Here is a 13,779-nt window from a genome sequence, read left to right as displayed (position 1 = left end):
GGTAACCCGGGCGCAGCGACTTGGGAAGATCGTGAGAGGGCTTACGAGGCGGAGGAGACGACGCCCGCGAGCCGGTCCGCGGCCGCCTGTGCGGTGTCGTGCGCGGGGGCCTCGACCATGACGCGGACCAGCTGTTCGGTGCCCGACGGGCGCAGCAGGACACGGCCTTCTTCGCCGAGTTCGGCCTCGACGGCGCCGACGGCGTCGCGGACCGCGGCCGAGACGGCGACCGCCGCCTTGTCCGCCACCGGAACGTTCACCAGCACCTGCGGCAGGCGGTTCATGACCGCGGCGAGTTCGGCGAGCGACTTGCCGGTGGACGCCATACGGCTCATCACCCGCAGCGCGGTGAGGAGACCGTCGCCGGTGGTCGCGTAGGCGGGAAGGACGACGTGGCCGGACTGCTCGCCGCCGAGCGCGAAGCCGCTCGCGCGGAGCTCCTCCAGGACGTAGCGGTCACCGACGGCAGTGGTGACGAGGTTGATGTCGTGCGCGCGCATCGCCAGGTGCAGACCGAGGTTGCTCATCACGGTCGCGACCAGGGTGTTCTTGGTCAGCTCGCCGGTCTCGGCGAGGGCGAGCGCGAGGACGGCCATGATCTGGTCGCCGTCGATGAGTTCGCCCGCGGCGTCGACCGCGACACAGCGGTCGGCGTCACCGTCGTGCGCGATCCCGAGGTCCGCGCTGTGCTCGACGACGGCCGCGCGCAACGCGTCCGGGTGATTCGACCCACAGTGCTCGTTGATGTTCACGCCATCGGGGTCGGCGTGGATCGCGATGACCTCGGCGCCGGCCTTGCGGTAGACCTCGGGGGCGGCGAAGGACGACGCGCCGTTGGCGCAGTCGACGACGACGCGCAGGCCCGCGAGCGGGTGCGGGGTGGCCGAAAGCAGGTGCTGGATGTAGCGGTCACCCGCGTCCGCGACGTCCTTGACGCGGCCGACGCCGATACCGGTCGGGCGGGCGACGGGAGCGGCGAGACCGGCTTCGATCTCGTCCTCGATCCCGTCGGGGAGCTTGTGCCCGCCCGCCGCGAAGAGCTTGATGCCGTTGTCGGGCATGGGGTTGTGGGAGGCGGAGATCATCACGCCGAGATCCGCTTCGAGCGCGCCGACCAGGTACGCGACGGCGGGCGTCGGGAGGACGCCGAGGCGGAGCACATCGGCACCGGCGGAGGTGAGGCCCGCCACGACGGCGGCCTCGAGCATCTCGCCGCTGGCACGCGGGTCACGGCCGACGACCGCGACCGGACGGTGCGAACGGTCGTGGGCCGCGAGGACGCGGGCGGCGCTGGCGGCGAGCGAGAGCGCCAGCTCCGGGGTCAGCTCCTCGTTGGCGAGGCCACGTACGCCGTCGGTACCGAATAGACGAGCCATCTGTCGACCTCCTTGAAAAACCACCACGACAACCTAGCCAGTACCCCCGGTTTCGCCTTTAGCGGGCTAAACGCGACGCGCGGAGCGCGTTTAGCCCGCTAAAGGCGAACGCGTGGGGCACGTGGGACTGCTGTGACAACGGGGTCCTCGGGCACGCCGAGACCCCGGAAACACGGAAGCGCCCATCCGAGAGACGGATGGGCGCTTCCGCGGGTTGCGCCAGAGGCGCGATCAGCGCTTGCTGTACTGCGGAGCCTTACGGGCCTTCTTGAGGCCGTACTTCTTCCGCTCCGTGGCGCGAGCGTCACGGGTCAGGAAGCCGGCCTTCTTCAGGGCCGGGCGGTCGTCGGCGTCGACCTCGACGAGCGCACGGGCGATCGCGAGACGGAGCGCACCGGCCTGGCCCGAGATCCCGCCACCGTGCAGGTTGGCGAAGATGTCGAACGAGTCGGGCTTGTCGACCGTCACCAGCGGCTCACGGATGAGCTGCTGGTGCACCTTGTTCGGGAAGTACTCTTCGAGCGTGCGGCCGTTGAGCTTGAACTCACCGGTACCGGGAACGACGCGCACCCGGACGACGGCCTCCTTGCGGCGGCCGACGGTCTGGGCGTTGCCACCCGCGGCACGCGACGGACGAGCGCCGGACGGCGTCTCGCTGGTCGCGACGGCTTCGCCGACGGCAGGGGTTTCCGTGGTCGCGACGGCCTCGGCCGGGGCCTCGGTCGTGGTCTCCTCGGTGCTGGTCACAGACTGTTCCTCACTCACTGCGCGACCTGCGCGATCTTGGTGATCTCGCGCGCCTGCGGCTGCTGCGCGGCGTGCGGGTGCTCGGCGCCGGCGTAGACCTTGAGCTTCTTCGCCTGGGCGCGGCCGAGCTTGTTCTTCGGGAGCATGCCCTTGACGACCTTCTCGAGCAGGTGCTCGGGCTTGGTGTCGAGCAGTTCACCGAAGGAGCGCTTACGCAGACCACCGGGGTAACCGCTGTGCCGGTACGCGAACTTCTGCTCTCGCTTGTTACCGGTGAGCGCGACCTTCTCGGCGTTGACGATGATGACGAAGTCACCGGTGTCCACGTGCGGAGCGTAGGTCGGCTTGTGCTTGCCGCGCAGCAGCGTGGCGACCTCGGTCGCGAGCCGGCCGAGCACGACATCCTCGGCGTCGATCACGTGCCAGGCACGAGTGACGTCGCCGGGCTTGGGGCTGTACGTGGGCAAGGGTCTACCTCGTCGTCAACATTGCGTGTGGGTTCTGTGCGGGCCTAGCGCTTACGCGCCGCAGCGCACAACGACATATGAAGATACCCCCACGCCCGACCCTACTGCGAAGCGGGGGTCGGTCCGGGGTCCCATACTAGGACCGGCGCCCGGCGGGCGCCCCGCAACTGTACCTCGCCGGTGTGGCGGAACCGCCCACGGCATCGTCCTTCGCGGGAGAGGATGAGACGATCCGGACGCGCACCGCGCGCGGGGGGACTCGATTCAGGGGAACGGCGATGAAGAAACGTCCAACGACCATCTTGTGCGTGCTGAGCGCCGTGCTGGTGCTCACCACCGCCTGCGGCCAGGGGCGCGCGGGCACGGCCGTGCCGAAGGGTGACGACGCGGCGACCTACGTCGGCACGAAGTTCGAGACGGCGATGAACAAGCTGCAGGACACCATCGGCGACCAGCGCGACGTCACCAGCGAGTCGGGCGCCTACTTCCGCTTCGACGAGAAGTACATCCGCAGCACGATCTCGTCCGCCCGGACCGGTTCCCCGGAGGGCCGGGTCAGCCGTCAACGCTCGCAGAAGAACCCGGACGACAGCATCGACTGGTACACCCCGGCCGACGGGACCGCCGAATACGTGTACCTCGGCCCCGTCTACAAGAGCCTCGCCCCGACGCCGTGGGTTTCGATGCCGAAGTCGGAGACCGGGCTGACCATCCCCTGCGCCTGGGTCGGGATCATCACCGCCTGCAAGATGGCCGACGCGATCGCCGTGGCCTACAACGCGGACAAGAAGATCGTGAAGGGCGCGAAAAGCCTTCCGGAGAACCGGATCGAGCTGACCGCCGACGTCCCGTTCGGGAAGTTCATCGAGCGACGGGTGGAGATCCTGCCGGCGTCGATCAGCGGGGCGATCACGGGCGACATGAAGAAGGCGCCGGTCCGGACCACCGTCTCCCTCAACTCGGACGGGACGCTGAACCAGATCGTGATGGACGCCAAGATCGAGGGTGGCGGGCACAAGATCGAGCTGCGCTACGACTTCCGCTTCACCGGCAAAGCGAGCACACAGGACCTGCCGAAGCTGCCGGACGCCTCGCAGATCACCGTGTTGCCGGACAAGGCGGCCAAGGACGATTTCAATCGCCGGTTCAACGAGTTGAAGGGCGTCTGAGGCATGACCGAACAGCAGCCGCAACAGCCGCAGCAGTGGTGGCAGCCGCCGGCGAACCCCGGAAACCAGCAGCAGGGCTGGCAGCAGGAAGGCCAGGCGACCGGGCCGCATCCCGGGCAGTGGCAGCAGAACGACCCCCATGCCGCGACCACCGGTTCCTACACCGGGCAATGGCAGCAGCAGCCCGGCGTCACCGGCTCGTTTTCCGGGCCATGGCAACAGAACGCCGCACCCGCGCCCGGCACGGCGTGGCAGCAGCAGCCACAGCAGCAGCCCGCGCCGCAGCAGCAGGATTGGCAAGCACCGCAACAGGTTCCGGGCACTCCCCCGCAGGGACAGTACGGCGGAGGCTTCCAGCCCGCCCAGCAGGCACAGTCGTCGCAGTACGGCGGGCTCGGCGCTTTCGGCGCGGAGCCCCCGAAGAAGTCCAAGGTTTCCAAGAAGACCTTGCTGATCGGCGGGATCGCGGCGGCCGTCGTGATCGCGGGCGGCGTCTCGGCTTGGCTGCTCGGCGCGTTCGCGGGTGACACTCTCGACGAGAAGTCGGTCCAGGACGGCGTCGTCCGCGTGCTCAACGAGCACTACGGGGAGCCGGACGTGAAGAACGTGACGTGTCCTTCCGGCCAACTCGTGGAGAACGGGACCACGTTCGATTGCTCGATCGATCTTTCGGGACAGCAGAAGAAGGTCACCGTCCGGGTACTGAACACCACCCCGGAATTCGAGGTCGGCGCACCGCACTGACCTTCACCGGGCACGGAAAAGCCGCGACGGATCCCGTCGCGGCTTTTCCTTTGACACAAACGAAACGGCGGGCTCGGCATCCGAAGATGCCTGCCCGCCGTTGCTCGTTCGGAGCCGGAAGACTCAGAACAGGCCGGTGACGCCCTGTTCCGTGGCCTGGTAGCCGTCGGCCAGCTGCGGCAGCACGCCGGCGACCTGCGCGAGCAGCTGCTTGAGCTCCTCGAAGCTGTTGTCCCACTCCTGCTGAGCGGCCATGTACGCGACCTTCGCGTCACCGTCCCAGGTGTTGACCAGCGGCGCCAGGTCGCTCTTCAGCTGCCCGAAGAGGGACTCCAGCTCGCCACCGGTGCTCTTGCAGTCGTCGGCCGCCGCGTGGATTGTCGCGTAATCGACCTTCATCTCGCCCATAAGTTCCTCCAGTCAGTAAGTGAGAAAGTCTTGGATTTGGTGCGGTGTAGCCGAATCAGCCGAGGACGCCGAAGCCCTGGTTGACCGACTTGATGAGCTCCTGCTGCTGCTGCTCGGTCGCGTTGTACTTCGAACCGGCCTGCTCGAGCAGGTCACCGATGTTCTGGAGGGACTGGTTGAGCTTGCGGCCAGCACCGTCGAAGCGCGTCATGACGTTGTTGAACGCGAGCGCCGCGTCGCCGGTCCAGCCCGCGCGGGTGGCCTCGATGTTGTCGCGAAGCTTGCTCAGGTTCTGGTCCATCGCAACGCGGACCTCGGTCACGCGCTTCTCGGCCTCGGTGAACTGCTCAACTGTCCCGGTAAATCCGCCAGCCATGGGAGCTACCCCCTTCGTTCGTGGTTTATCCGTACTTGGTGAAGTTCGTTTGGTACGGACCTACGACGGAGACACTGCCACGTCTGGTTCCCTCTTGTCGCTCGTTGGTTTCAAGTAGTTGCTTGCGTTAACGCTCGCGGCGGGAACCGAACGCGGAAACCCGGACAGCACGCCGCGAATCGCGTGCCTAAAAGAGCTTTCACCACGCGATTTAGCAAACGCACAGGGGTCGGTCAATCGCCTCGGCTCATGATTCGCGACTGCGAAAAGTCCTCGTCGTCGTCACCCACACGTGGCCTTCTGGCCACCGGTTCTGGCCGAAGGGGAACCAAGTCCGCCGCTGGGGGCAACGCGGGAACCGGAAGACCGGCGCCCGTGCGGAACCGTTTCGCCGCGTTCCGGACGGCGGCGGGGGTCGGCGCCGTCTCGCCGCCCGCGAGCCGTCCCTTGCCGAATTGCTTCGCCAGTTCCGCGTTCTCGCCCCGGCGGCGTTCGTACCGTGCCTTGGCCGTGCGGGCGACCTGCCGGGCATAAGTGACCGCGTCACGCCCCGTGCGGGCGAAGTGTTCGGCGGCGGTCTCGGGTTCGGGTGGCATTCGCCTCCCCCTTCAGTTGACGACCACCATCGTTTTGACGACCTGCTCGCAGGCCGCGCTCACGCGTTGTTCGAGCGGTGAGCCGGTGCCGTATTGGCAACCGATGTGGACGCGAGTCTTTCCCTGCGCGACGACGTACCAGTCGACACGCGCGCTCGGCTTGGTTTCGCGGTAGTAGACGACGGTCCGGCCCGCGTAGTTCGCGGAACCGTTGAAGCCACTGTACTTATGCGGTTTCTCCCGTGCCCCGGCACTGAGTTCGTCGACGAGTTTCTGTCTGTCGGCCGTCGCGTCGTAGGCCATCACGTACTCCTGGGCGACCACCAGGTCGTCGCCGGTGAGGGAGTCGCTCGGGTGGATCACCACCTGACGGTTGGCGACGCGGTCGTCGGTTTGCGTCCAGTCCATCGGCGCGATGAAGCGATAGTCGTACTGGGCGAGCGTCCGGCCTTCCGGCTCGGCCTCCCCGCTGTTGACGGCGAAGAGGACGCCTCCGACGACCGCCGCGACGGCGACCACGGCCGCGGCGATGATCCAGGGCGTCTTCTTGCCCTTCCCGCCGCGCTCGGCGGGTTTGGTCTCGCGGGAGGGCTCACCCGGCCGCCACGGCGGCGGGGCCGCTATCCCCTGCTGTCCCATCGGAGGCGACGGCGGCCCTTGCTGCCGCGTCGCGTTTAGGGGGCTAAACGCGCTCTGCGGAGGCGGGGCCGGCTGGTGGGGGCCGGGCGGGAACTGGGGGCGCGGGGTTTCGGGGCGCCGGTCGGTGGGGGCGGGGGCACCGCCGACGCGCGAGACCGCGGAACCCGCGAGCGACCCCGTCCGGTCCGGGTCGATCAGCACCGCGCGCAGGGCACCGCGGGCGACCACGGTCTCCGGCTGGTCCAGCGTGGTGGGTACGACACCGGTCCGCTCGTGCACCAGCCGGGACACCATCGGGATCCGGCTCGACCCGCCCACGAGGAAGATCGCCGTCAGCTGCTTCGGCCGCAGCCCGGAATCGCCGATCGCGGCCACGGTCAGCTCGACCGCGCGCCCGAGCGGGCCCGCGATGATCCGTTCGAGGTCCTCCCGGGTCACGTGGGCGTCGGCGAACGGCGGCGGCATCGGAACGTCGGTGTACGCGTGCCGGGACAGCGTCTCCTTCGCGCCGCGCACGTCCTGCCGCAGCACACGGCGGCGCCGCCGGTCGGTGAGTTCGCGACCTTCGACGAGCTTCCGCCATTCCGGCGGATCGACGGACGACACCAGCGAACCCACGTGCTCCAGGAGCGCCTGATCGACGTCCGCTCCCCCGAAGCTCGGATCCCCCCGGGTGGCCAGCACCTGGAACCCGGCGCGTTTAGCGGGCGAACTGCGATCCGCCGGGCTACCGGGCATGCGCTGGACCACGGAGACGTCGACGGTGCCACCGCCGAGGTCGAGCACCGCCAGTGCGTCGCCGGGGCGGCCGCTGAACTCGACGGTGCGCTCGGAGTTGAGGTCGGCCGGAGCGAACGTCGCCGCGTGATAGACCGCCGCGGCGACCGGCTCCGGCACGAGCGCGACCTGACGCGCGAGCCCGCCCGCCGCCTGCCGGAGCAGACGGGTCCGGGTCGCGCCCCAATCGGCGGGGTGGGTCAGGACGAGCAGCTCGACCTCGGCGTCACCGGCGAGCCGGCGCGCCTCGGTCACCGCGCGTTTCAGCACGGCGTGGACGACGTCGGTCACGCGGAGGACGTTGTCGCCCAGCAGCAGGTCGCCTTCGTCGATCCGGCGCTTCGGATTCGGCTCGTAGCGCGACGGATCCACCGCCGCCTGCCGTTCCGCCTCCTGGCCGACGAACAGCGTCCCGTCCGGCGCGGCGTAGACCGCCGACGACATCAAGGGCTGCCCGTCCACCACGACGACCTGCGGCTCACGGCCGTTGATCGAGGCGACTACGCAGGTGCTCGATGTCCCGAAGTCCACCGCTACCCGCACAGTCACTAGCCACTCCCGCAGATCGTCGTCGTCACCCCTCGCCCAGCCGGGACCTCACCTGGTTCCGCGGGAGGTCAGTCCGGCTGGATCCACGAGACCTGCATGAGCTGCTTGCCGTGCTTCCGGGTCACGAGGTTGCCTCGGCCCGGCGGCATCTGGCTCGGCTTCACGTTCGCGACGAGGTTGCCTTCGTCACGCGAGCCGTTCATGACCATACCGGGCGCCGCGATCTCCCTGAGCTTGCCGAGGATCGGGTCGAACATCGCCCTGCTCGCGCCACCACTGCGGCGCACGACGATGACGTGCAGACCGACGTCCTTCGCCTGCGCGAGGAACTCGGCGAGCGGCTTCAGCGGGTTGCTCGTCTGCGTGGCGACCAGGTCGTAGTCGTCGACGATGATGAACAGCTCCGGACCGGTCCACCAGGACCGGGTCTTGAGCTGCTCCTGCGTGACGTCCGGACCGGGGAGCCGCCGGGTCATCGACCCGTGGACGTCCTTGACCATGCTGTCGAGCTGCGCGGCGGACACCGCGTAGCCGAGCAGCTGGTCCCCGCCGACGAAGCCGAGCATCGTGCGCCGGTAGTCGACGAGGATGACGACCGCTTCCTGCGTCGTGTACCGCTCGGTGATGCCCCGGGTGATCTGGCGCAGCAGGTTCGTCTTGCCCGACTCGCCGTCCGCGAACGCGTAGAAGTGCGAATCGGAAGCGAAGTCGAGGTAGATCGGCTGGAGGTCTTCCTCGTTGACGCCGATCGGCACCAGCTTCGTGTTGCGCTTGGTGTCGATGCTGAGGACCTCGTCGTAGGTGACCATCTCCGGCAGCAGGCGGACCTGCGGCGCCGGACGGCCCTTCCACGCCGCCTTGATCTTCGCCACCGCGTCGGCGACACCGGCGGCGACGTCGTCCGCGTTGCTCGAACCGTCGATGCGCGGAAGACCGGTCAGCAGGTGCAGCTTGTCCCTGGTGAGACCGCGGCCGGGACGGCCTGCCGGGACGTTCACCGCGACCCGGCGGTCGATGTCCGACTCGCTCGGGTCACCGAGGCGCAGCTCGAACCGGGTGCCGATCATGTCCTTGATCGCCGGGCGGATGTCCGCCCACCGGTTCGCCGCGATGATGACGTGCACACCGTAGGAAAGACCCTGGGTGGCGAGCTTGGTGATCGAGGTCTCCAGCTCGTCGAAGTCGTCCCGCAGCGCCTTCCAGTTGTCGACGATCAGGAAGGCGTCACCGAAGGCGTCTTCCTCGGGCTTGATCTCGCCGCGCCGCTTGCGGTTGCGGAACTCGTTCATCGAGTCGATGCCCATGGCACCGAACCGGCCTTCCCGCTCGGTGAGCAGGGTGGTCAGCTCGGCCACGATCCGGCGGGCCTTGTCCGGCTCGCGGCGGGCGACGGCGACGCCACCGACGTGCGGCAGGCCCTGGAGACCGGCCAACGTACCGCCACCGAGGTCGAGCGCGTAGAACTGCGCTTCCTCGGGGGTGTGGGTCAGCGCCATCGACATGATCAGCGTCCGGAGCATGGTCGACTTGCCCGACTGCGGACCGCCGACGATCACACCGTGCCCGGCGCCACCGGAGAAGTCGGCCCACAGCAGGTCACGGCGTTGCTCGTACGGGCGGTCGACGATGCCCATCGGCACCTGCAGCCGTCCGTTGCCGAAGAACCCGACCGGGGAAAGACCGCGGTCGTCGGTGGGGTTCAGGTTCGGCAGCAGGGTGTCGAGCGAGTTCGGCTCCTTGAGCGGCGGCAGCCAGACCTCGTGCGCGGGCGGGCCCTGGCCGATCAGCCGGGACACGATCACGTCGAGCTCACTGGGCTCGACGGCCTCCTCCTGCTTGGCCTCTTCCACCGGCGCGGCTTCGATCTGCTGCGGCTCCGGCTCCTTCGGCAGTTCGACGAAGTCCGGGACGAACAGCTGCGGGCGCTTGTCGGCGCGGACCACCGTCGCGACCGGGCCCGCCGCCTTGATCCCCGCGGGCCGGTACGGGCCTGAGACGTACGAGGCCTTGAAGCGGACCAGCGTCGAGGTGTCGTACTTGAGGTAACCGCCACCGGGCACGGACGGCAGCTCGAACGCGTCGGGCACGCCGATCGCGGCACGGGATTCCGCGGCGGAGAAGGTCTTCAGACCGATGCGGTAGGAAAGGTGCGAGTCGAGACCGCGCAGCTTGCCCTCTTCCAGCCGCTGCGACGCGAGGAGCATGTGCATCTGCAGCGACCGGCCCAGACGGCCGATGGCGACGAACAGGTCGATGAAGTCCGGCTTCGCGGCCAGCAGCTCGGAAAACTCGTCACAGACGATGAAGAGCGCGGGCAGCGGGTCGAGGTCGGCGCCGTTCTCGCGGGCCTTCTCGTACTCCCAGACGTTCTTGAAGTTACCGCCGTTCTTCAGCGCCTCCTGGCGCCTGTTCATCTCGCCGGCGAGGGCGTCCTTCATCCGGTCGACCAGGGTGACCTCGTCCGCGAGGTTGGTGATGACCGCGGAGACGTGCGGCGCCGCGTCCAGACCGAGGAACGTCGCACCACCCTTGAAGTCGACGAGGACGAAGTTCAGCGTGCTCGACGAATGCGTGGCGAGCATGCCCAGCACCAGGGTGCGGAGGAACTCCGACTTACCGGAACCGGTCGCCCCGATGCACAGGCCGTGCGGGCCCATGCCCTCCATCGCGGCTTCCTTGATGTCCAGCTCGACCGGCTGGCCGTACTCGCCGACGCCGAACGGGACGCGGTAGCGGTCTCGCACCGGGCGCGGCCGCCAGGACTGCTGGACGTCGAAGGTCATCGGGTCGCCGGGGATGCCCAGCAGTTCGAGCAGACCGGGGTTGGACAGCAGCGGCTCTTCCTCGGCGGCGTCCTGCGCGGCGGTGCCGACGCGGTACGGGGCGAGGAGCCTCGCGAGGGCTTCGGCCTCGACCACGCTGAGCGTGTCCGGGCGGCCGAACCACTCGACGCCGCCGGCGCTGCGCGCGCCGAGGCGGTCTTCTTCGACGACCAGCCGCAGACCGCGGCGGGCCGCGAGGTTGCCGATGGAGTCGGAAAGATCGATCAGGGTGACGCCGACCAGACCCTCTTCGAGGATGATCTGCTCCTCGCGGGTGACCTCGGCGTCGTCGACGATGATGACGACGTGCGGCTGGTCCGGGGCGGGCGTCGCGTTGCGGGAGAACCGCTGACGGTCACGGAGTTCCTCGTCGAGCCACTGCTCGATCTGCGCGAGGGAACCCGCCATCATCCGCAGCTGGCCGATACCGTCGGCGAGCGCCGGGTGCTGGGCGTGCGGCAGCCACTTCGCCCACTCCCACTCCTCCTTGGCGCGGCCCGCCGTCGCGACCGCGATGAGGACGTCGTCGGGGCTGTGGAAGGTGACCAGCTGCGCCAGCATCGCCCTGGTGAGACCGCGGGTGAGGCCGCGATCGCCCTGCATGCTGACCGCGGCGAACCCGCGGAGGGTGATCTGGGTCGGCAGGTCCGGGACGATCGAATGCGCGCGGACGAACCGGCGCAGCGCGAGCGTGGCGATCGGCTCCAGCTCGTCGACCGGGCCGGTCTGCGGCGGCACCAGCCGCGTCGCGAGCCGGTGCGAGCTGCGGCCGACACGGAGGTGGAGGAAGTCCTGGTCGTTCTGGCGGCGCTCCCACATGCGGCGGCTCGCGGCCAGCGACCACATCGTCTGCGGGTCGGGGTGAACCCACTCGAGCGCGGCACGCTGGTCGACCATGGCCTCGCGGGCCCTGTCGCGCATCTGGCCGAGGTAGCGCAGGTAGTCCTTGCGGTCCTCGTCCATCTCGGCCTTTTTGGCGCCGCCACCCTTGCCCGCGCCGCCTGCCATCATGCCGACGGTGCTGAGCACCATCATGCCGCCCATCATCATCATCATGGGATTGCGTCCACCCGTGGTGAACATGAAGACCATCATCCCGATGGAGGCGACGATCATCACCGCGGGCAGCAGCTTCATGACGATGTTGCCCGGGATGGTGCGCGGCACCTCAGGCGGCGGTTCGAGATGCACCTCGCCGCCCGGCGGCCGAGGCGCCGCCAGGCGCGGTGACTTCTTGAACTGCAGCGTGCTCATCGAAGGACCCCTCTTCAAACTCGACGATGGCGGCCACCGTTGGTGCGCGTACTGGTGCGCGAGACAACCTATCGAACGTGGCCGGTGAAATCCGGACAACGCCGAGAACGGCCCCGGCCGGGGCCGTACGCATGTCGGGAGTGTAGGGCTCCGGCTCCGCCGACGTGCGTTTAGCGGCCTAAGTGCGATCCGGCGGCCCAGACGCCCGACGTGCGTTTAGCCCCCTAATCGCGATCTGGCGGTCGGGACCCGCTCAGGTGCCCACGGCTCCGGCGCGTCACGATTAGCCCGCTAAAGTCGACGCGCCGGCAGCCGGTCCGAGGGCTTCGGAGGTCGCCTCTCTTACTTTTGCCGGTCTTTTTCCGACAGTCGATGATGTGGGCACCCGGGTTCGGTATAGGTTCCCCCGGGAGCAGACTCTCAGGGCAGGGGGACGGCAGTGGCAACGGGCACGACGGTATTCAGCAGGGTGACGGTGGTCGCGCCACGCACCCGGATCGACGTGGCTTTGCCGGCTGACGTCGCGGTGGCGGACCTGCTGCCCATGCTGTTGGAGATGGCGAAGGAGGCGACGCCGGACGGCGGCGCCCGCCACGGCGGCTGGGCACTGGCGAAGCTGGGCGACGCGCCGCTCGACCCGAGCCGGACCCTCGCGTCCCTCGGTGTCGTCGACGGCGAGCTCCTCCAGCTGCGCAAGCGCAACGAGAACCCGCCGCCTCCGCTGTACGACGACGTCGTCGACGCGATCGCCGAGTCGTCCCCGGACAGCTTCCGTCCGTGGACCAAGGAGACGGCGCGCCGCTTCGGGCACATCGCGGGCGGGCTGGCGCTGTTCTTCGCGGCCCTCGCGCTCTTCACCAGCGGGTCGTTCTACGGCGGCAACGCACTCGCCGCCGCGATCGCGGGCGGTGTCGGCGCGATCGCGTGCGTCGCGATCGGCGCGACACTGGCCAAGGCCTACCAGGCCGAGGGGACCGGCGTGCTGATCGCCGCGGCGGGCGGACTTCCGCTGGCCTTCGTCAGCGGCTTCTACATCGTGCCAGGGCTGTCCCTGTGGGCGAACCTGTTGCTCGCGAGCACTCTCGTGATCATCGTGGCGGCGGTCTGCATCCTCGTCATCGGGTACGGCATCACCACGTTCATCGCGGCCGCGACGACCGCCACGATCTCGGCGCTGACGTTCCTGGCCGCGACGCTCATCGACACTCCGATCCCCGGCATCGCGGCAGGCGCCACCGCGTTCTCGCTGGCGTGCATCTCGCTGCTGCCGCGCGCGACGATCAAACTCGCGGCCCTCCCGACGCCGCACGTTCCCGGTAGCGCCGAAGAGCTCAAGGAAGACTCGGGCTTCCCGGACTACCGCGCCATCGAACGCCGCACCGCGGTAGCGCACCAGTACATGACCGGCCTGCTGACCGGCTGCGGCGCGGCCACCGCGCTGTTCGCCATCATCGCCTCGACATCCTCGTCGGTCTTCGGCCCGATCCTCGGCGTCATCGCCACGCTGGTCCTGCTCCTGCGGGCGCGGGCGTACGCGAACGGCGCGCAGGCGATCGCCCTCCTGACCACCGGCATGGTGTCCGGCGCGGGCATCCTGCTCGGCTGGATGTGGTCGGCGAGCCCGCTGAACCGCGTCCTGTTCGTGTTCGGCGCGCTGCTGCTGATCGGCGCCGGCGCGCTCGTGGTCGGCGTGATCTTCCCGAACAAGCGCTTCTCGCCGCCGCTGCGGCGGACCGTGGAGATCTTCGAGGCCGTCTTCATCGCGACGGTGCTCCCGCTGGCGCTCGGCGTCATGGATCTCTACACGACGCTGCGCCACCTCAACTTCAAGTGACGACCCGATCGGATGATGTTC

The 13,779-nt window shown here is 69.0% G+C and carries 11 protein-coding genes; 3 read left to right on the top strand and 8 right to left on the bottom strand.

Annotated features, from left to right (window positions below; translation table 11 throughout):
- Positions 1-41 precede the first annotated feature (41 nt).
- From glmM to rplM, 3 genes are all read right to left on the bottom strand, one after another.
- Positions 42-1,376 carry a phosphoglucosamine mutase gene (gene glmM, locus ACLJO0_RS09215; protein ID WP_396556792.1) on the bottom strand — a complete coding sequence of 445 codons (1,335 nt, stop codon included), beginning with the start codon at positions 1,374-1,376 and terminating at the stop codon, positions 42-44.
- 231 nt (positions 1,377-1,607) lie between these two features.
- On the bottom strand, positions 1,608-2,123 hold the full coding sequence (rpsI, locus tag ACLJO0_RS09210) for a 30S ribosomal protein S9 (protein ID WP_410577527.1): 516 nt from the start codon (positions 2,121-2,123) through the stop codon (positions 1,608-1,610).
- A 14-nt stretch (positions 2,124-2,137) separates the two neighbouring features.
- Positions 2,138-2,590: a 50S ribosomal protein L13 gene (rplM, locus tag ACLJO0_RS09205; RefSeq protein WP_005166833.1), complete on the bottom strand. Its 453-nt coding sequence runs from the start codon at positions 2,588-2,590 to the stop codon at positions 2,138-2,140.
- Positions 2,591-2,868: 278 nt separating this feature from the next.
- Between rplM and ACLJO0_RS09200 the strand changes: the two genes are divergently transcribed.
- Together ACLJO0_RS09200 and ACLJO0_RS09195 are read left to right on the top strand one after the other, a co-directional pair.
- The gene (locus ACLJO0_RS09200) at positions 2,869-3,759 is read left to right on the top strand and encodes a hypothetical protein (RefSeq protein WP_410577525.1); all 891 of its coding nucleotides are present in this window, start codon (positions 2,869-2,871) and stop codon (positions 3,757-3,759) included.
- A gap of 3 nt (positions 3,760-3,762) precedes the next feature.
- The gene (locus ACLJO0_RS09195) at positions 3,763-4,503 is read left to right on the top strand and encodes a DUF4333 domain-containing protein (RefSeq protein ID WP_410577523.1); all 741 of its coding nucleotides are present in this window, start codon (positions 3,763-3,765) and stop codon (positions 4,501-4,503) included.
- Between the two features lie 123 nt (positions 4,504-4,626).
- On the opposite strand, the gene ACLJO0_RS09190 is transcribed toward ACLJO0_RS09195, so the two are convergent.
- The 5 genes from ACLJO0_RS09190 to eccCa all read right to left on the bottom strand — a co-directional run bounded on the left by ACLJO0_RS09190 (position 4,627) and on the right by eccCa (position 11,924).
- Positions 4,627-4,911, bottom strand: coding sequence for a WXG100 family type VII secretion target (locus tag ACLJO0_RS09190; protein WP_410577521.1), 285 nt, complete (start codon positions 4,909-4,911; stop codon positions 4,627-4,629).
- Positions 4,912-4,966: 55 nt separating this feature from the next.
- Positions 4,967-5,287: a WXG100 family type VII secretion target gene (locus ACLJO0_RS09185; protein ID WP_410577520.1), complete on the bottom strand. Its 321-nt coding sequence runs from the start codon at positions 5,285-5,287 to the stop codon at positions 4,967-4,969.
- Between the two features lie 233 nt (positions 5,288-5,520).
- Positions 5,521-5,883: a hypothetical protein gene (locus ACLJO0_RS09180; protein ID WP_410577518.1), complete on the bottom strand. Its 363-nt coding sequence runs from the start codon at positions 5,881-5,883 to the stop codon at positions 5,521-5,523.
- A 12-nt stretch (positions 5,884-5,895) separates the two neighbouring features.
- On the bottom strand, positions 5,896-7,848 hold the full coding sequence (locus ACLJO0_RS09175; RefSeq protein WP_410577516.1) for a type VII secretion-associated protein: 1,953 nt from the start codon (positions 7,846-7,848) through the stop codon (positions 5,896-5,898).
- A 68-nt stretch (positions 7,849-7,916) separates the two neighbouring features.
- The gene (gene eccCa / locus ACLJO0_RS09170; RefSeq protein ID WP_410577515.1) at positions 7,917-11,924 is read right to left on the bottom strand and encodes a type VII secretion protein EccCa; all 4,008 of its coding nucleotides are present in this window, start codon (positions 11,922-11,924) and stop codon (positions 7,917-7,919) included.
- Between the two features lie 469 nt (positions 11,925-12,393).
- Between eccCa and eccD the strand changes: the two genes are divergently transcribed.
- Positions 12,394-13,758 (top strand): type VII secretion integral membrane protein EccD, encoded by a 1,365-nt coding sequence (gene eccD / locus ACLJO0_RS09165; protein ID WP_410578208.1) that lies wholly within the window; start codon positions 12,394-12,396, stop codon positions 13,756-13,758.
- The last annotated feature ends 21 nt before the right edge of the window (positions 13,759-13,779 follow it).

The sequence above is a fragment of the Amycolatopsis sp. lyj-108 genome, from assembly GCF_046549005.1.
Taxonomy (GTDB): domain Bacteria; phylum Actinomycetota; class Actinomycetes; order Mycobacteriales; family Pseudonocardiaceae; genus Amycolatopsis.
The sequence above is the reverse complement of the archived record's forward strand: the minus strand, read 5'-3'. Positions and strand labels throughout refer to the sequence as shown.